Annotated in this window: 15 protein-coding genes; 8 read left to right on the forward strand and 7 right to left on the reverse strand. The window is 44.2% G+C overall.

Annotation, left to right across the window (positions count from 1 at the left end; translation table 11 throughout):
* Positions 1-213: 213 nt before the first annotated feature.
* The gene (locus INR79_RS19895) at positions 214-630 is read right to left on the reverse strand and encodes a hypothetical protein (protein ID WP_004403286.1); all 417 of its coding nucleotides are present in this window, start codon (positions 628-630) and stop codon (positions 214-216) included.
* Positions 631-1,031: 401 nt separating this feature from the next.
* On the opposite strand from INR79_RS19895, the gene INR79_RS19900 reads away from it, so the two are divergent.
* The 5 genes from INR79_RS19900 to INR79_RS19920 all read left to right on the forward strand — a co-directional run bounded on the left by INR79_RS19900 (position 1,032) and on the right by INR79_RS19920 (position 7,323).
* Positions 1,032-3,287 carry a ribonucleoside-diphosphate reductase subunit alpha gene (locus INR79_RS19900; protein WP_022595808.1) on the forward strand — a complete coding sequence of 752 codons (2,256 nt, stop codon included), beginning with the start codon at positions 1,032-1,034 and terminating at the stop codon, positions 3,285-3,287.
* A gap of 65 nt (positions 3,288-3,352) precedes the next feature.
* The gene (locus INR79_RS19905; RefSeq protein WP_004403294.1) at positions 3,353-4,285 is read left to right on the forward strand and encodes a ribonucleotide-diphosphate reductase subunit beta; all 933 of its coding nucleotides are present in this window, start codon (positions 3,353-3,355) and stop codon (positions 4,283-4,285) included.
* Between the two features lie 12 nt (positions 4,286-4,297).
* Positions 4,298-4,540, forward strand: coding sequence for a glutaredoxin family protein (locus tag INR79_RS19910; RefSeq protein ID WP_004403296.1), 243 nt, complete (start codon positions 4,298-4,300; stop codon positions 4,538-4,540).
* Between the two features lie 544 nt (positions 4,541-5,084).
* On the forward strand, positions 5,085-5,960 hold the full coding sequence (locus INR79_RS19915) for a hypothetical protein (RefSeq protein WP_223099266.1): 876 nt from the start codon (positions 5,085-5,087) through the stop codon (positions 5,958-5,960).
* 25 nt (positions 5,961-5,985) lie between these two features.
* Complete coding sequence (locus tag INR79_RS19920; protein ID WP_223099269.1) at positions 5,986-7,323, forward strand: MATE family efflux transporter; 1,338 nt, start codon at positions 5,986-5,988, stop codon at positions 7,321-7,323.
* Between the two features lie 45 nt (positions 7,324-7,368).
* On the opposite strand, the gene INR79_RS19925 is transcribed toward INR79_RS19920, so the two are convergent.
* Both INR79_RS19925 and INR79_RS19930 read right to left on the reverse strand, forming a co-directional pair.
* Positions 7,369-8,736 (reverse strand): ATP-binding protein, encoded by a 1,368-nt coding sequence (locus INR79_RS19925; RefSeq protein WP_262415443.1) that lies wholly within the window; start codon positions 8,734-8,736, stop codon positions 7,369-7,371.
* 13 nt (positions 8,737-8,749) lie between these two features.
* Positions 8,750-9,442 carry a response regulator transcription factor gene (locus tag INR79_RS19930; protein WP_022560681.1) on the reverse strand — a complete coding sequence of 231 codons (693 nt, stop codon included), beginning with the start codon at positions 9,440-9,442 and terminating at the stop codon, positions 8,750-8,752.
* A gap of 360 nt (positions 9,443-9,802) precedes the next feature.
* Here INR79_RS19930 and INR79_RS19935 point away from each other — a divergent pair, with 360 nt between their 5' ends.
* Positions 9,803-10,348, forward strand: a complete 546-nt coding sequence (locus tag INR79_RS19935) for a hypothetical protein (RefSeq protein ID WP_223099278.1) — start codon at positions 9,803-9,805, stop codon at positions 10,346-10,348.
* A gap of 142 nt (positions 10,349-10,490) precedes the next feature.
* Positions 10,491-11,345 carry a GyrI-like domain-containing protein gene (locus INR79_RS19940; RefSeq protein WP_262415444.1) on the forward strand — a complete coding sequence of 285 codons (855 nt, stop codon included), beginning with the start codon at positions 10,491-10,493 and terminating at the stop codon, positions 11,343-11,345.
* Positions 11,346-11,370: 25 nt separating this feature from the next.
* Here INR79_RS19940 and INR79_RS19945 read toward each other — a convergent pair whose 3' ends face one another.
* Positions 11,371-12,738 carry an MATE family efflux transporter gene (locus tag INR79_RS19945; RefSeq protein ID WP_223099281.1) on the reverse strand — a complete coding sequence of 456 codons (1,368 nt, stop codon included), beginning with the start codon at positions 12,736-12,738 and terminating at the stop codon, positions 11,371-11,373.
* A gap of 98 nt (positions 12,739-12,836) precedes the next feature.
* Here INR79_RS19945 and INR79_RS19950 point away from each other — a divergent pair, with 98 nt between their 5' ends.
* On the forward strand, positions 12,837-13,721 hold the full coding sequence (locus tag INR79_RS19950; protein ID WP_223099284.1) for a LysR family transcriptional regulator: 885 nt from the start codon (positions 12,837-12,839) through the stop codon (positions 13,719-13,721).
* Positions 13,722-13,789: 68 nt separating this feature from the next.
* Here INR79_RS19950 and INR79_RS19955 read toward each other — a convergent pair whose 3' ends face one another.
* The 3 genes from INR79_RS19955 to INR79_RS19965 all read right to left on the reverse strand — a co-directional run bounded on the left by INR79_RS19955 (position 13,790) and on the right by INR79_RS19965 (position 18,014).
* Positions 13,790-15,217 carry an OprD family porin gene (locus INR79_RS19955; RefSeq protein ID WP_262415445.1) on the reverse strand — a complete coding sequence of 476 codons (1,428 nt, stop codon included), beginning with the start codon at positions 15,215-15,217 and terminating at the stop codon, positions 13,790-13,792.
* A gap of 365 nt (positions 15,218-15,582) precedes the next feature.
* Positions 15,583-16,317, reverse strand: a complete 735-nt coding sequence (locus INR79_RS19960; protein ID WP_223099298.1) for a DUF3726 domain-containing protein — start codon at positions 16,315-16,317, stop codon at positions 15,583-15,585.
* Positions 16,314-18,014 carry a hypothetical protein gene (locus tag INR79_RS19965; protein WP_223099300.1) on the reverse strand — a complete coding sequence of 567 codons (1,701 nt, stop codon included), beginning with the start codon at positions 18,012-18,014 and terminating at the stop codon, positions 16,314-16,316. Before INR79_RS19965 ends, INR79_RS19960 begins: the two co-directional genes overlap by 4 nt.
* Positions 18,015-18,046: the final 32 nt, after the last annotated feature.

Genomic DNA, 18,046 nt, shown 5'->3' on the forward strand with positions numbered 1-18,046 from the left:
ATAACCCGTTTTTGGAATCTGTTTTAAAAGACCCAGCTTCTGGTGAGTTCATTTCACGTTTTTATGCTTTTTTTGAAAAAAAGTGAATCTACTTATTCCGGATGCTTCTTTAGAGAACGGTAAGATGAGAAGAAAAAAAGAGAAAAGCCCAGCTTGTTGAAACTGAGCCAGATACGATCAAGATAGGCGAAGTTAATATGAGATTCTCGAATTTTAGTGTGATTTTGGTGGGTGATTACACGTGATGGAGCGAGAAAACTCTTCTTGGCACATTTGGGCGCGAGGTTCGTTTTCGTACAGTCGATACAGGCGGCACATTTCCACAAGCGTGTCGCAGGCTAAAAGATAGCTTTTGTGGCGAAATGCCTGACCGCGTTCCGGGTTATTCATCTCATTCACTAATGCATAGTGAAGCTTTTTCAGAACGCGAATTGCACAATAATCATCGCCAATTTCCTGAGAACTCCTCACTAGCTTCTGGCATGCATCGTTGTAGGCATGCAGAGCACGTTCACAACCATTGCTTTTGCTCAATACCGCTTCACACAGATACATTTCTGTTTTCATATCTTGTGCCTTCAGGCGGTAGTCGTCGATATTGCGGAAGATGAGGTTGTGAAGAGAATCCATTTCAGTAACATCCCAAATGAGTGAAATATTTTTTAAATGATAATCATTATCAATTGATAAATCTACTCCCAATTTTTGTTTTAAAAATTAAGCGGTACGTCACGAAACTTCATTTCTGCACCAATTTCACAAAAAGTTTAAACATTTCATTAGGATAGTTCAGTTGCTGATGAATTGAAAAAATGCGTAATTTTACGTGCTTCAAAGCAAGATTCCTTGCTCTGATCTAGCCTCGCGCGCTGTCAATAAACCCTTTAAAAATTTTTCTTTTGGGGAAGAAAATTATGTAACACAACTTGAATTGATAATCGTTATCAACTAGAACTATATGCCAAGATGTAGTGGTTATTTTTTGAGCTGCATACAAGATATAGTTTTTAACCGAGTACAAGATAGAGTTTATGGACGTAATAAAACGCGACGGTCGAAGAGAGAAGACCAGCCTAGATAAAGTGACTCGTAGAGCAGAAGCACTGGCAGACGGGCTAAAAGTTGAGCCAATCGCAGTGGCTCAGAAAGTCGTAAGTGGTTTGTATGATGGCATCAAAGTAACAGAAATTGATGTCTTCCTAGCGGAAACCTCCGCAAGTTTAGCCGCCGAGCACCCTGACTACGCCAAGCTGGCAGCACGTGTTTTGGTCAGTTCTTTGCAAAAAGAGACACAGGGCTTCCAATGGGCGACAGAGCAGCTTTCTGAAATTGGCATTCTTTCCGAGGATTACGTTGCGCAAGTGCGCAGACAAGGTCCTGAAATCGCGGAACTTATTGACTATCGTCGTGACTACCAATTTGATTACTTCGGTTACAAAACTCTTGAACGTTCATACCTGCTTAAAGTTGATGGCAACATCGTAGAACGTCCGCAAGACATGTACATGCGTGTAGCGATTGCCGTTGCAGGTGAAGACATCGCACAAATCAAAGAACTGTATGACATGCTCAGCCTGGGTTACTACACCCACGCGACTCCAACCCTGTTTAACGCGGGTTGTAAGATGCAGCAACTTTCTTCTTGTTTCCTACTGGCGATGCAAGATGACTCCATTTCCGGCATCTACGATACGCTGAAAGACTGTGCACTGATTTCTAAGTCCGCTGGTGGTATCGGTCTTCACATTCACAATATTCGCGCTTCAGGCGCACCTATCATCGGCACCAACGGTATCTCTAACGGCATAATTCCAATGCTGAAAGTGTTCAACGAAACCGCACGTTACGTTGACCAGGGTGGCGGTAAACGTAAAGGTTCTTTCGCCATCTATCTGGAACCTTGGCATGCCGATATTGAATCTTTCCTGGATCTGCGTAAGAACCACGGTAAAGAAGAATTCCGTGCACGTGATCTCTTCCTGTCACTGTGGGTTCCTGATCTGTTTATGGAGCGTGTAGAGCAGGACGGCGAATGGACGCTGTTCAGTGAGCACAATGCGAAAGGCTTGTCTGATGTTTACGGCGATGACTTCGTTGCACTGTACGAGAAGTACGAACGCGAAGGTCTGGGTATTAAGACCATCAAAGCGCGTAACCTGATGACTCAGATTATCGAATCTCAGGCAGAGACGGGTACTCCGTACATGCTGTACAAAGATTCGTGCAATATTAAATCGAACCAGAAAAACTTGGGTACGATTAAGTCGAGTAACCTGTGTGCGGAAATCATGGAGGTATCCACTCCTGAAGAAACTGCAGCGTGTAACTTGGCTTCTCTGGCATTGCCTAAGTGTGTTATCGATGGTCAGTTTGATTTCGATAAGCTGCACGAGATCACTAAGATCGCGATTAAGAACTTAGATCGTGTTATTGACGTGAACTACCATCCAACCGATAAGATTGAAGTCTCTAACCACGCTCACCGTCCAGTCGGATTGGGTATTCAGGGCTTGGCAGACGTGTTCTTCAAACTGCACCTTGCTTACGACAGCGAAGAAGCTCGCGAGCTTAACCGTGCTATTGCAGAAACCATGTACCATGCGTCCCTCGAAGCTTCTAGCGAGCTGGCAAGAGATCTTGGTGCTTACAGCAGCTACGATGGTTCGCCAGCAAGTCAGGGTACTTTCCAGTTTGACCTTTGGGATGTGCAGCCAAGCGATCGCTGGGACTGGAACGCGCTTCGCGAGCAGGTCTCACAGCACGGTCTGCGTAACTCTCTGTTGATTGCTCAAATGCCAACGGCTTCCACTGCTCAGATTCTGGGTAATACCGAAGCGTTCGAAGCGCAAACCAGCAACATCTACAAGCGACAGACTTTGTCGGGTGAATTCATCATTGTGAACCGCCATCTAGTAGCCGCGTTGGAAGAGCGCGGGCTGTGGACGCCGGCAATTCGCGATTCCATCATCCTGAACAACGGTTCTCTGCAAGAGATTGAAGCGATTCCAGAAGATGTGAAATCGGTATACCGCACCATCTGGGAGCTTTCTCAGAAAGTCATTATCGATATGTCCGCTGACCGTGGTCCTTACGTTTGTCAGTCACAAAGCCTCAACCTGTGGCTGGCATCGCCTACCTTTGCTCAAATCAACGCCATGCACTTCTATGCCTGGAAGCGCGGTTTGAAGACGGGCATGTACTACCTGCGTACCAAGCCTTCTGCTAATGCTGTGAAGGTGACCGTTGGCAACAACGAAGATGAAGAGTGCGTAGGCTGCGGCGCATAACTGACGCTCCAGCACATTGATATTTAGGCGGAGATGATGCTCTGCCTGCAAATTAGGACAACCCCATGATCGTAAAAAACAAATTCAGCCTGTTTCCAATTCAGTACGAAGAGATTTGGCAAGCATACAAAACCCACGAAGCGGCATTCTGGACAACCGAAGAGCTCGACTTTGCGCAAGATCTGCCTGATCTGCAAAAGCTGACTGAAGGTGAGCAACACTTCATTCGCCACGTTCTGGCTTTCTTTGCTCAGAGTGAAGGCATGATCAACGAAAACCTGCTGACGCGTTTCTACGGTGAAATTGAAATTGCAGAAGCTCGCTGCTTCCTTGCATTGCAAGCGTTCAACGAAGTGATTCATGCAGAAACTTATGCACTCCAGCTTGAAACCTACATCCCTGATGTGGAAGAACGTGAGCGTCTGTTCAACGCGATTGACAACGTGCCTACAGTAAAACGCAAAGCACAGTGGGTAATGAAGTGGATCTCTTCAGACAAGCCACTACCAATGCGTTTGATTGCTTTTGGGCTGGTTGAAGGGTTGTTCTTCGCGGGCAGCTTCTGTGCGATTTACTACTTCCGTAAACGTGGTCTGCTGGCGGGTCTGGCAGCAAGTAATGACTTGATTGCTCGTGATGAAGGTTTGCACTTTAGCTTCTCTGCCTTACTGTTCAAAACACTAGGTCAGGGCAAAGTGACTCAAGCAGAATTTGAAGAAATTTGTCGCGAAGCGGTATCTATTGAGAAAGAGTTCGTAACCGAAGCTCTGCCAGTAGACCTGATTGGAATGAACGCTGACCTCATGTGTCAGTACATTGAACACACGGCAGACGTTATCGCTGGCCTGTTTGGTTTCGACAAAGTGTTTGGTTCTGAGAACCCATTTGATTACATGCGTCTTCTGGATATGGAAGGCAAAACAAACTTCTTCGAAAAACGCGTGACGGAATACAAGCGTCCGCAAGATCGTCAACTGGCTTTCGATGCCGATTTCTAACAGGAGTGGAACATGCAAATTGAAATGTTTAGCAAGGACAACTGCCCGCAATGTGTGACTGCAGCCAGCTGGGTTGCGCAGCAAGGGTTAAAACTGAGCCAGCTTAAATTAGACATCGACTTCGACAGAGAAACCTTGTTTGAACTGTTTCCAATGGCAAGAAGCTACCCACAATTTCGTGTGAACGGGCAACCTGTTGGCGATTTTGAAACGCTAAAGAACCAACTTGCATTCAGTGCGGAAACTTCTTTTTAAAAAAAACCTAAAATTTCTCACTTAATCAAACATAGAGAAGTGGCTGTTTTTACAGCCACTTTTTTTGTTTCTAACCCTAAATGCATCTCCGGTGATTGTCCATAAGGGTATGATTCGAATGCATACCACTATTTATGAACGTCTGATCTTTAATCCCTAAAACTACTTTCCTGAGATTCTGTAAGAATTTGTTATATTGATTAGTTTGTAATTTATTGATTAATTGATAGAAAAGTTAAATTAAAATATTGGAATTGATCTATTTAATAATGAAATTTACCTGTGCCACTCTTTTTATATAGTGACTATGTTCACATTTGAACATTATTTAGGGTTTACTTAAAAAATCCAAGATTTATAACTGTTCCTTATTTTTAAATATTGATACGCCACTTAGATTTTGATTTATATAAGCACAATAGTCATAAGTTAATTTAACATTAATATTAATTACTATAGTTTAAAAATAACGTATTAATAATGAAATATATCTTGTGATAATTTCTATTTCATATTTATTTTAATTTTTATATAGGAACGAGTTGTGCGCTCAAATAGAAATACAGTTCTTTCAGATAAAATTATTATTGATGAGTTGAGATCTTCGGATTATGAGGAACTGCTTCCATTGATAACACCTCCAAACTTAGGTTATGTAGATCAAGAACGGTTAAGGCGAATTTTTCAACCGCAAGATCCAGATGCCGTGACAGGTTTAGCGATGAGAGACTCCGGTAGACTAGTTGGTTGCTTAGGCTTCATTAGCCAACAGCGCATCTCACGGGCAGGTCAGTTGGTAAAGACCGTAAACCTGACATGCGCTGTTTCTCACCCTGATTACAGAGGTTATGGCTTAAAATCACTGACCAAACTAAGGGAATACTTTGATCACACTGTATTTACTGTTATTTCAGCTAGCGCAGTGTCGGATGCTATAGCCAGAAAACTTTTAGGAGCAAGGGAGGAGTCAGATCGATTTCAGATAATTCTGCCAAATCCCAATGTTCCTGATATTTTGACTGTTCAGGAAGCGAAAGACTCACTAAATATTTTGAATGAAGAACTACAAAGCATTTATTTCTCTCATGAAGATCTTGAATGTCATCAGCTTGTTTTTAAAGATAGAGAAAACCAATGCTATTTAATTAGTAGAACGGTTCTTCTTGATGGAGAATCTTGTACAGAAATTGTGTTTTACTCTGATTCAGATGCTTTTTCCAAATATGCAAATGAAATATCTTCAATATTGAATGAAAGAAATAGCACAAAGCATTGTGTATTAAGCATTAGTGATACCCCCACTGAGCTAGTCAATGAGAGCCATCAAATAATGATGAAGGAACCGAGAATTACTTTTGGCCTGAAAGCCGACATCCCTTTTATTTCTCTATATTCCGAAAACTTAATCTTGGGTCTCTAGCACCTGTTAAGGATGCATCTTACACATGGTTGCTTCAAAGAAAACTCAGTTTTTAAAATGTGCAGTTCCCATTTCACTGTACAACGTCGTCATGGCTTCATTGGGGTTTGTTGATTCGTTTATGATCAGCCAGCTAGGAGAAACCGAGGCAGCAGCAGCTGGGATAGGAGCCAGATGGCTTTGGTTTAGCGCCTTCTTTATTACCGCAGCTTCTACGGGTGTTTCAATTATCTGGAATCAGCAATCTGAGCGAGCAGATGGAGAGTATCGTAAAAACATAGTACTGGGTGCCGTGTTCATAATGAGCTGCGCACTGAGTATGGCGGCACTGTTTTTTACATCACCGTCCATGCTCACTCAGGTATTCACTAGCGAAGCTGACATCGCTCAGCAATCGTCTGGCTACATTTTTTTGCTTGGAGTGGTTCTGATACTAACTGGAATCACAACGATTCAGGATGTAGCACTCAGGTCTCTGGCTAGAGTGAATGTCGTTCTCTACAGTTACTGCTTTGAAGTCGCTCTAAACATCTTATTGAACTACATGCTTATTTTTGGTTCATGGGGAATGCCAAAACTTGGGATAGAGGGAGCAGCAATTGGCTCTGTTATTGCTCGTGGTGCCAGAGTTATTTTACTTTTGTACTTCATTTACCGTTACGAGCCACGTCTGAAGCTGTCATTGCATGACTGGAAGACGTCATTCGAGCTTAATGCGTTTCTGAGGCTATGCTATCTTTGCTGGCCCGTAATCCTCGGGTCCCTATCTTGGGTGGGAGGTGTGTTCGCATTCCAGGTGATCTATGCCAACATGGGAACCGAGATTCTTGTAGTTATGTCTATCATAACGCCTTTTGAACTACTGATATTGTCGTTTGTATCTGGTGTAGGGCAGGCGACCAGCATTCTTGTAGGTAAAGAACTTGGCGAGAGTCGATTCGAGCATGCTAAAGAACTGGCGAATTTCGGATTGAAAATGGGCGTACTTTCAGGATTTATTGCTGCTCTGATGGTACTTGGGAGTACCTATTGGCTTGTAAGCCACTACACCCATCTTAGCGATAATGTGGTTGATTTACTTGCCATTATGTATCCGTTAACTGCAATCACTGTATTCCTTAAAGCCATTAATAGCGTTCAGGTTGCTGGTATTCTAATCAGTGGTGGAGAGACGAAGTTTGTTGTCATTCTGGATTTTGTAAGTCAATGGCTTATTGCTATCCCTGTCTCAATTGTTCTGGGTTTATGGCTTTCTCTTCCCGTGTATCTGGTGTACCTGTTCGTACAGATGGAGGAACTCCTGAAACTGTTCCCAGCGATGTTTAGAATTCGTCAGCACAAGTGGCTGGTGAAACTGGCATAAAAAAAAGCGTACTGGTGAGGTACGCTTTCTTTCTAATCCGTAAAATCAGAGTGTTTCTGTATCAAATTGATAGGTTTCAATTTCTTTGGGTAAAGTCTTCTCGGGGGAAACGGGAATCAGCACAGTGAATCTGGCACCACCCAGTTCGCTATCATCAACGGAAATTGTCCATTTAAGTGATTTCGCAGCGCTGGCTGCAATCGCCAGACCTAAGCCAAAACCGCCACTGGCAGAGTTGCGGCTTTTATCCAGTCGGGCAAACGCCATGAATATCTCTTTGCGTTTGTCTTCTGGAATACCGGGTCCATTGTCTTCCACATCAATTGCCCAATGGGTTTTAAAGCAAGTTAGGTTAAGCCTTACTTTGCCGTTGCCATAGCGATTTGCATTAGTAATGAAGTTGTCGATTACCAGTTGGCAGAGTGTTTCATCGGCATGCAAAATGGTGTTTTCTGAAATGCAGTTAACGACAAACTCCCCATTGCGCTGGGTGATTTTGTTCAGACGTTCCTGACAAAAATCAGAAATGTAGATGCTGGAAGATTTCTGCTGTATTTCGGCATAGCCGGATACGTTCAGTTTTGATAACTGAACAATGTGTGTCGACAGATCTTTGATGTCTTCGACGTAGTGATCAATGTTGTTGAATATTGCCCGATCCTGAACCGGAGTCTGGATTCTTGCCAGGTCTGACGCCATCTGAATTCGGCTCAGAGGTGTTCGAATTTCATGTGGGATTGCCTGAGTGAAGATCTGACTTTGTTTCACCCGGCTTTCAATGTCTTCCGCCATGCCGTTAAAACCATTCGCCAGCTCGCGAATAGGCTGAGAGTAATGGGCAGTTGTTCTGGTGGAAAGGCTGCCTTGTCCAAATTTTCTTTGGTCAGCCAGTAGTTGGTTGATTTGTATTTGAATCTTTCTCACTGGCACGTAAATCAGGGCAGCCAAGCTCACGACTAGTGTTGCCAATAAAGCCAGAACAAAGTGGATTTCCGAATCCTCATACCATTCAAATTGGGGTTCGAAGAACTCACCATGCTCGCCAAAAAAGAAACTGTAATTTGAATTGGGAATGGGCATGACAACGGCAAAGTGGCAGCCGTTGATGAGGTAAACGGGGAGTCCTTTCATGTAGAACATGAATTCACATTCAGCGCAGGGAGCACTCTCATCCCAGTCTTTGATTAAGGCTAAGTCAAAGATGTAAAAACGTTGTTCTCCCGTGCGCTCCAGCTCTTTATACAGCGAGTTTGGGTCGCCTTTTTCTTCGATGTACTGATTGAGAAAGAAATTAGCATCGTTGAGAAATATCTCTACATCTGTTCGATGCATATACCCTTCACCCAGATGCATGAAGACCATAATCGTTAAACCCAACCCGGCAATGATGCCTAAATAAAGCCGGGTAAACATCGAATTGAGAACCTTAAACATGAGTCAGCATATAGCCTTGATTTCGTACGGTTTTGATAAATGCTGACGAAACATTCGCCTGAGAGAACTTTTTCCTGAGCCCTGACACCCGCATGTCGATGGAGCGGTCATTAAAGTTGTACTCGATTCCACGTGCAGACTGGCAAAATATTTCTCGGGAAACTGGCTTGTCTGAGTTTTCCATCAACAGGTGCAGGATATCGAACTCTGATGCCGTAAGATTGAGTTTATTTTCGTGGTAACAGGCGATTTTTCGAGTAAGGCAAAGGGTAATGCCATATTTAGAAAGGGACAGAGGATCTGTGGCGGGTTGCGATTTTTTATAACGACGAAGTAGCGCCTCAATTCGAGCAACCAGAATATGACCCCGAACGGGTTTGGTTAAATAGTCGTCTGCTCCAAACTTGAACAAACTTACCTCTGTAAGTTCATCTTCAGAAGCAGTGAGAACAACGATCATTCCATCATAAAACTCTCGAACTTCCTGGCAGATAGTCGCTCCATCTTTGCCGGGTAGCATCAGGTCTAAAATAATAAGATCGGGATGAATATTTTTTACCGCGTCGACAGCGTCCGAACCGTCGCAGATAGCGTCAACCTCGTAGCCTTCAGCTTCAAGGTACATCTTAGTCAGGCGAGATATTTCCTTATCATCTTCAACCAATAGAATTCTACAATTTGGCATCTTGATATGGCGTTGTTATGCATTCCGGGGCAAGTATATAGAATGTGAATTGTATCGCAATAGTGAGAAGGAAAATATTTTTCTCGTTGTAAACTCGAAGTTTCTTACACTGTCTTACATTCGAGAACCCAATTATACATTTGACTATATTTCATGCTGTAAAAACGATGCAATCGATTTCTTGTTGGTGTTTTCTAGCGATATTTACGAAATGACATAAATTACGTTTCAAGCGGGTTGGTGTTACTTGTCCTTACAAAATTGATAGCGAGCCATATCGTATTCTTTGCCTTTGGTGATTCATGTATTCCGGGTAGATATGCTTCCAGTTTGCGCTCACTACACAAGGAAATTCCAGCGATGAAACTGAAACTCTCACTACTTCCACTGATTTTTACAATAGGCAGTTTTTCTACATTTGCGGCAGATAATGAAAAAAACATTATCGAGAAAAAGGTGATGGACTGGATGCATGTAGAGGTAAAATCTGTCAAAGGTATCGCGATTCGTCACGTGTTTTCCTGCTCTTTTTATTCTGCGACTCCAGTATTAAAACATCGCGATGGAGAGTCTTCGTTCGGCGACCATAAATTCTTCTCTCTCAACGGAGAGCTAGAAGAGCTGATCACTCCAACTTCAACTCAGGTCATGCCAGATGTAGCAGAGTGCCTGAAATCTGATTTTCGCCTGAATACCCAAGAAGACGCCGAATACCTACTTGAGGCTTTGGACACTTTATTTGCTTCAGGCAGCCATTTTGATCAAGGTGTAGAAAAGAAGGCAATCAAGGGCAAAGATGGCTGGAAGCTGATTACGGGTGAGTTCTTTGATGACTTGTCTGGTTACAAGGTAGTAACGGATGAAAAAGGCAAAATTAAAAAAATTGAGTATGTTTTGGGACTGTAATCCATTCTGAATATCTTTTGTTCTTTTCTTTCACCATCTGACCAATTAAACGTTAAGTTGTTTAGCTATTATTTAGCAAGATTGGTCAGGTATCGCTCTGAAAAAACGGTGAAACTCTTCGGAGAAAGGACAGGAGAACACTTTGAGCACACAATACGATGCGCGAATGCAGGCGACATGCGATTACATACATCAACATCTGGATCAGATACTAACGGTTTCTGAACTTAGTCAGGTAGCGCATTTTTCTGAATTTCATTTTCATCGTCAGTTTCGGGCTTATGTTGGAGTCAATGTCGCACGTTACATCACGCAGCTCAGACTAAAAAGAGCGGCGTATCAGCTTGGCTTTCATCCCGAAAAGAGTGTGACAGACACTGCCTTAGACGCACAGTTTGAATTTTCTGAGTCGTTTTCTCGTGCTTTCAAAAAAGAATTCGGTCAATCCCCTCGTGATTTTCGCAAACAACCGGATTGGCAGAAGTTGCACCAGACATTCTTGAAGCCAACAAGGCGACAGGAGGAGAAAATGAAAGTAGACATTCAAAAATTTGAGAGAACCTTAATTGCGGTATTTGAGCATCGCGGTCCCGCTCCACAAGTTAATCACTCAGCTATGAAATTTATCGATTGGCGGAAGTCGACAGGTTTATCGCCAGTAAGCAGTCGCCGGACTTTTGGTTTGATTTACGATGACCCTGCAGAAACCGAGCCGAGCAAGTTTCGATTTGATATTTGTGGCGAAGTTCATCAAGCCGTTCCTGCAAATTCTCATGGTGTTGTGAACAAAGAAATTCCGGAAGGAAGAGTAGCTGTTGTTCGCCATATTGGTTCTCATGACGAACTTGATAAAAAGGTTATCTACCTTTACGGAACCTGGCTACCTGAAAGCGGTGAAACACTGCGAGATTTCCCGTGCTTTTTCCATTATCAGAATTTCTTTCCTGAAGTGGATGAACATGAACTGGTTACAGATGTTTACTTACCCATCGAATAAAACAGAGCGGCAAACACCGCTCTGCTTAGACGGTCTGAAATGAATCAGCTCCTTCGATTTCAGCACTTCGGAGTTTACGCAAACTGCTGATGACCATAGGCAACACTACGAGAGTGAGAGTTAAATTGGATAATGGTACAGAAAGCCATATTCCTTCTACTCCAAAGTACTGGGGTAATACCAGCAGAAACGGGAGCTGCACAATCATATTTCCCGCTGAGACGAATAACGCCTTTCCTCCCATACCTATTGCCATAAAGTAAACAGAAGCGGCAAATAGGAAACCATCCAGACATATCCCCAATAGATGCAATTGCACACCTTGCTTGGTGGCGTCGGTCAATGCTGGGTTTTCAGTAGTGAATAGCGAAATCGCGGCTTCGGGGAAGATGTTAAGCAGGATAGTGACGACAATACCCAAACCAACCGAAACCGAGAGTGCAAGCTTAACGGTATCTTTAATTTTACTGAACTGCTTAGCGCCAAAGTAAAAACTCACAGGGGGTTGCATGCCGTTGGCAATGCCTTCAGTAAAGTAATAGTAAATACTGGCGATGTACCCGACGATGGCAAAAGCCGCTACATGGGTTGCATCACCATAGTACATGAACAGCTTGTTATGCAGAGCCATGACAAAACCAAAGTAAACGAACATGACTAAGGTTGACGCGCCAAGCTCGGTGGTGCGCCAGACCAACTTCCACTTAAACTGACCATTAAATACATTGGCTTCAGAATACTTACTCAGAAAGTACCCAAGGCTTAATAGTGTTGTGACAGCCTGAGCTATTAATGTCGCAATGGCGGCTCCTTTCAGCCCCATACCAAGATGCGCCAGAAACAGATAATCCAGTGCGATATTCGTGATTGCTCCGATTAAAATAAACGCTGTAGAGATATTCGGGCTGTCGTCGTTTCGGACTAACATTGGAAGTGCGCTGGAAGCGATAGTGAGCAAAGCACCTATTGTGAATATATTCAGGCATTCAGTTGCGAACTGTTTCGGGTCCCCATAAGCGCCCTGAATCTCCAGTGCCCATCCAGAAACAGAATAAAGAAATAATGAGCCCAGTACTCCTGTCACCAGAATCATCCATAAACCAGTCTTTAGAGTATGATCCGCATCGGCGAGCTTACCTTCTCCCCGAAATTGCGAAACTATGCTCCCGCCTCCCATGCCGATAAGCACCCCAATACCAGTGATAATGGCAACCACTGGAATCACCATATTGATGCCAGCGAGCCCGTCCGATCCCACGTAGTGACCGACAAAGATGCCGTCAATGACCAGGTAAAGACCGTTCACCACCATGGCAAGAATAGATGGAATAGCATAGCGCCAGAAGGTTTTACTTACCGATTGGCTGGTGTTGGAAATGGTGACTTCAGACATGATCACGTGCTCGATTATTCAATTTATTCTGACCATTGTATTGTTAGATTGGATAGATAAAAGTTATTATCTATCCGTTTTTCGGATGGATAAATGCAATGAACTGGACTCTGGATCAAATTGAAGCTTTTGTAGTGTCGGCGCAAAGCGGGTCATTTTCCGCTGCTGCAAGAAAGTTAGGAAAAGCTCAGTCGCGTATTAGCAGTGCGATAGCAAACCTGGAAGCGGATCTGGGGTTTGAACTATTTGACCGCTCTTCCCGATTTCCTGTGGTTACGCCACTTGGTAAGCAGATGCTTGTGGATGCCGAAGCTTTGCTACACCAGTGCCACAGGCTGAACAGCCGGGCATTGACCGCCTCATCAGGGGAACCGATTTCGCTTAAATTGTCAGTAGACGAAGCCATTCCGCTGGATGCCGCGCATTCCATATTTACAACTCTTGGCGAGCGCTTTCCGGATCTCAAACTCACGATTACCAATGGTTCTCGAGACGATATTTCAGTGGCTATTGCCGAAGAGAAAGCTGACATCGGGCTTATGTTCCGACATGCCGAGCTGCCCAGAGGTGTCGATTTTCAATCCATTGGGTACTTTGAAAAAGTGCTGGTTGTTGGAGAAGCGCACCCGCTCGCCAATCGAAAAGAAGTGTCGCTGGCGGAACTGCACGGAGATCGCCAGCTTGTTATCTGTGATCGGGCAGGCGAGGGGGGAGACAAAGCGTTAACACCAAACCATTGGTATATCGACAGCTATTACCTGATTTGCGATTTGGTGGCACACAATCAGGGGTGGGCAATTGTTCCTAAACACATTGCGGATACATCTTGGTTTACAGGTCAGGTTAAAGTGCTGGAGTGCAGAGATTCTTTCTCTGAAGTGATGGTAGAAATCGGTCTAGTAAAACGTACTGACAGCCCAGACAGTGAAGTAAGAACCTGGCTGATGACAGAACTAAAAGAACTGTTGGAAAAGAGCGAATAGAGCAATAAGAAACCAAAAATACCCTGCATGCGGGAAACCATGCAGGGCATAAAAGGCAGCTATAGATATTATTTCAGGTTCACACTGTACGAGATAAGCAGCTTCACGTCTGTGCGGTCATTGTTTTTCGGACCACGGGAAATGGAGTCTCCGTGATCGTAGTAACCGTGGAACATACGAACGTTCAAGCCTTTAAGCCCACCTTCCAGGAACTTGTAGCCAATGTTCCAGTCCAGTGATTTCATCGTCGCGTCGTATTCTTTCTTAGCGAAATCAGACATGACATTCGTACCGTAGTTAGCGCCTACACCGGCGGTTAGCCCCGGTACACCGAAATCTGCAAAGTTGTAGTTCATCGCAAGTTTCACTGCTCTTGTGCCATCTACGTTGTAGTCTTCAAGCTGAGAAGTGGTCTGCTGGAAATTACGGTTGTCGGAGTTCGCCCAAGGTGTCAGACGGAAGTTATAAGTGCCTTCCTGACCTTTTGTATCCGTTGCACTCAAGCCTGCAATCCAGGTGAAGTTACCGCTTTTAATGTTTGCGCCAACACCAACATAGCTTTGTGCTTCCTGATCTTTAAGACCTGTCAGCTCAGTTTCGGCGCGGATACTGCCGTGGTAGAAACCAGTCAGGTTGACTTTGGCATCACCTAAATCAAAGCCGTATTTACCCAGAACCTGCCAGTTAGTGCGGTAATCTTTACCTTCACCGTAGCCTAAGTCGATCTGACCGCCATCAAACTTGTAGATGCCACCAACGGTATGAATGTAGTCGATGATCTTACCTTGCTTGCCAGTCGGGTTTTGATTTTGGTGCCAGGTGGTCGTCATGTCGTGGAAGTTTTTACGCCAGTCATTTTTGAATTTATCGGCAATGGCATAGCCTACGACAAAATCACCAAAATGCGCTTTGGCTTCGACGCCACGGTAGGCGTGAGGGTTAAGCCCCCAGCTAGAACGAATGGTACCAATGTTGATTCGGGTGTAACCACCACGCAACGCGACACCGGTTTCGTCATCACCAAATTTTGCTTTTAGTGAAGCAACGGGCACTGCGACATAAGATTTTTCACACGCTTTTCCGTCATACGATGGGTTACCTTCACAGGTGTGGTCGTAGTACAGGATCTCGGACATGCCGGTTGTGTCGCCAACTTGCAAGTTGGTGTTTGCCCAAATATCGAAACCAATGGTGTCTTTGAAGTAGCCAGAGCGGTAATCCCATGCTAGCTGTAGCGTTTGGTTTTCAATGTTAGGGACGTATTCATCAGAGGCATTTTTTTGCTGACGATCTCGAATGTACAGGAAAGAATGAAGTTTGGATGTCGACTCTTCATAGAAAGCCTGTTTTGCTTCGTCTGCCAAATCGAGTGCCGCGGCACTTTGATTAAGGACGTCGTTAGGGTCGTTATCGTCTGCGTGTACAGGGAATGCCGCCATTGCAACCAAAATAGAGGCACTGAGTAAGGAAAGGGGAGTTTTGTTCAGTGTGTTCATAACCATATCCATCAGTTATTGATTTTTTTGTGAATGAGTCACAGGGTTATGATATAAAAACGCTGTTATTTTAAAATGGAAATGGTGTTTTATTTATGTTTCATAAGATCTCGATCATAGTTAGATACTGGGATTAGAAGTCGATCACAATCTAATCGATGTGCGATTATAGATATGAAAGATTTTGGTAACTATTTGAAAAAATAAAGTAATTATTAAGGTCGGACGCAATTATGAAGAAGGTGGAGAGTGAGTTACATCACTTTTCGTCGAAAGTGGAATTGGGAAAATTTTTGTGATTTCTATCAATAAAGACCAGCCAGATTGCTGGTCTTAGACCTTGATGCATAGATGGTATTGCAGAACTAAGTGACGGGTTCTCCAGCGCCGAGCTTCGACTGTTCACTATTTTCGACCAAAATCTCTTTCGCCGATTGTTTCAGCATTTGCCACTCTTGCTCGTCAACTTCTATGCCTTGTTCCCAAGCCGTTCTTTGCGAGCGAGACAGCTGTCTTGCTGAGATATGAATATCGTACTCTTCAGCTATATCCGAAAAGTCAAAGTCATCAATAGAGAGCACAACAGTCATATCATGAATCAGACTCGAATCCGCTGGCACCTGCTTAGAGAAAAACAGTTCCGGCGAAATTCGTCCTTTATTCAAAATCAGCAACACCTTTCTCGGGTCAGAGCCATTTTCCCAATTCGCTTTGCATGCAATACCCTTAGAAGACAGCTTGACCAACTCGCTGTAGGCGAGCCAGCGATTGTGGCATCGGGTTAACCTCAGCGTAATTTGTCGATGTTTGACCATTTTCTGTAGTGCAAAATCCAGCACTGCAGGTAAGTGACAGGCAAGGCTTGAACCGTGAAGATCAAAATTAAGGGTATTGTTGCCAGCTTCGCAGACATCAACAGGGCTGTCTTTCTCTTTGTGCATGAATCGGCTGCCGTTGTTGAAATGCTTAATACCATTCAACCCAGCCATTTGCAGATCCACGACCATGTTGGCAATGATATCGGCTTCGCCACAGTTTTTCCGCATTCCCAGAAATGCTTTGGTGACGGTCGTTGCCAGTTCGTTATGAGAAACGATCATAAGTCTTCACCTTCTGTACTTAAGCAGAGCGACGGCAAAGTCGGGAAAATCCATTCATCTTCGCTAATTTCATCAGTAAGTGGTGCGCCTTGGAAAAAGGTGACTCTTACCCAGCGATCGGATCTCGGGTCAAACTTGGTAGCGCCAAATATCGCTAATTTGCAGCGCAGCAAGTGCATCGGTAATGCGTCCTTGTGCAACACATTCATTTGAATATCACCCATCACTTTTTTCCCTAACGTGCAAACTCGGCGGGCAACCATGCGGTACTCGGGGTGCTTAAGTGAAAACTCCGCCATCGAGATGTTTGGGTTTTCCGACTCTAAGGCGTGGTAGAGTTTGTTTACTTGCCTTCCTATATCAAGCGGCAGTTCTTTTTCCTGACCTGGTTCTTCACCTCGAATACCGAGTCTCGGTTCTTCCTTGTCTTGCGACCGATACCAAAACCAGTAATTGTTATTGCGTTGCGAGTAGTCAGGGTCAATCGCCCATCGATAGCGTGTTTTCAGAAGATCAATAAACTGCTGAACGGTTTTTCCTCCCTCCAGATTCAAAGACTCGTCGCAATTCATGTGGTCTTGAAATACATCGACTTTTTCTGGGTAAATCTCCATCAGACAGCTAATTAAGCACTCTTGAGCTTCGAGACTAAGATGACTGCTGTCTTCAAGAAATTGTCCCCAGCTCTGATTGCTGACAGAGGGGGAATCGATACTGAAGATAAGCTTTCTGAGTTCCTGAGCTGCTGTGGTGTTCATGTCATGCTGAAGCACATCAATTGTGACAACTTGCTCTAAGTGGCAAATGGCTTTGTTCAGTAATCGAATGAGCTGTTTCTTACTTTTAGAATCAGGTGTCTGACACAATACTTCCGCCAGAGCAGACTCTCTCGCGGTTAACCATTGGTCGACAATACATGGGTGGTTAATCAGGTATGGAGCCATGCCCAGACCTGTTGCATTCCCAACCCCGAGGTAGCGTTGAAGAGAGCGCTCAAGCTCTACGAACTTATCTCCGCCCTGTAACTTAGCCAGATAGTGCACCCAGTCGATGCTGAATTCTCGCAACATGTAAACCGCACACATCTGAGCGCTGAAAGACTGCTTAAAATCCGGGTTATTTTCGAGCCGTTTGAAATCAGCAATGCCGAATTTTCCGTTCCCGTAAACTGCTGTGGTTCGTAAAATGTAACCGACCTCTGCCAACTCATTCAGATCTGGCTGCAAGCCACTTGCCAGCTGTGAAACAACGTGTTCGAACACTCGCATGCTTTTATTGGCGCGTGCCAAGACCAACACGTTGTTAGGGTTACGACCTGCTTCCTGCAAAGGTACGTTTTCTCTAAGCCTGTTTAACAGTACTTGTGAAACGTCTCCATGCACTAAAGCAAAAGTGACATCCCATTTCTCGGCGATAACTCGGTCGTTGCGCTCGTCGTTTTTAATTTCGGTACAGAACACCATTAAATGATAGACATTTTCTGGCGTCCTGAGCTGGTAAACGACGTGACCAAAACCTTGTGGGCAAAGCTCCCATAAGTGCCTCTTTATACGCCACTTCTGTTTTGCCATTTTTCGTATCAACGTCCTGACAAAGCTGATCCGCGTTTGATGCATGGCACCTAAACGGTCAGGCGCCATGACGATATCGGGTTTACGATACAGGGCAGAAAAGTGTGTAGAACGATGTGCATCCATTTTGCTCACCACCATATTGTTATAAGAGTATT

Origin of the sequence: Vibrio sp. SCSIO 43132 (genome assembly GCF_019904195.1) — a bacterium.
In the GTDB taxonomy this organism is placed as follows: Bacteria; Pseudomonadota; Gammaproteobacteria; order Enterobacterales; family Vibrionaceae; genus Vibrio; species Vibrio nigripulchritudo.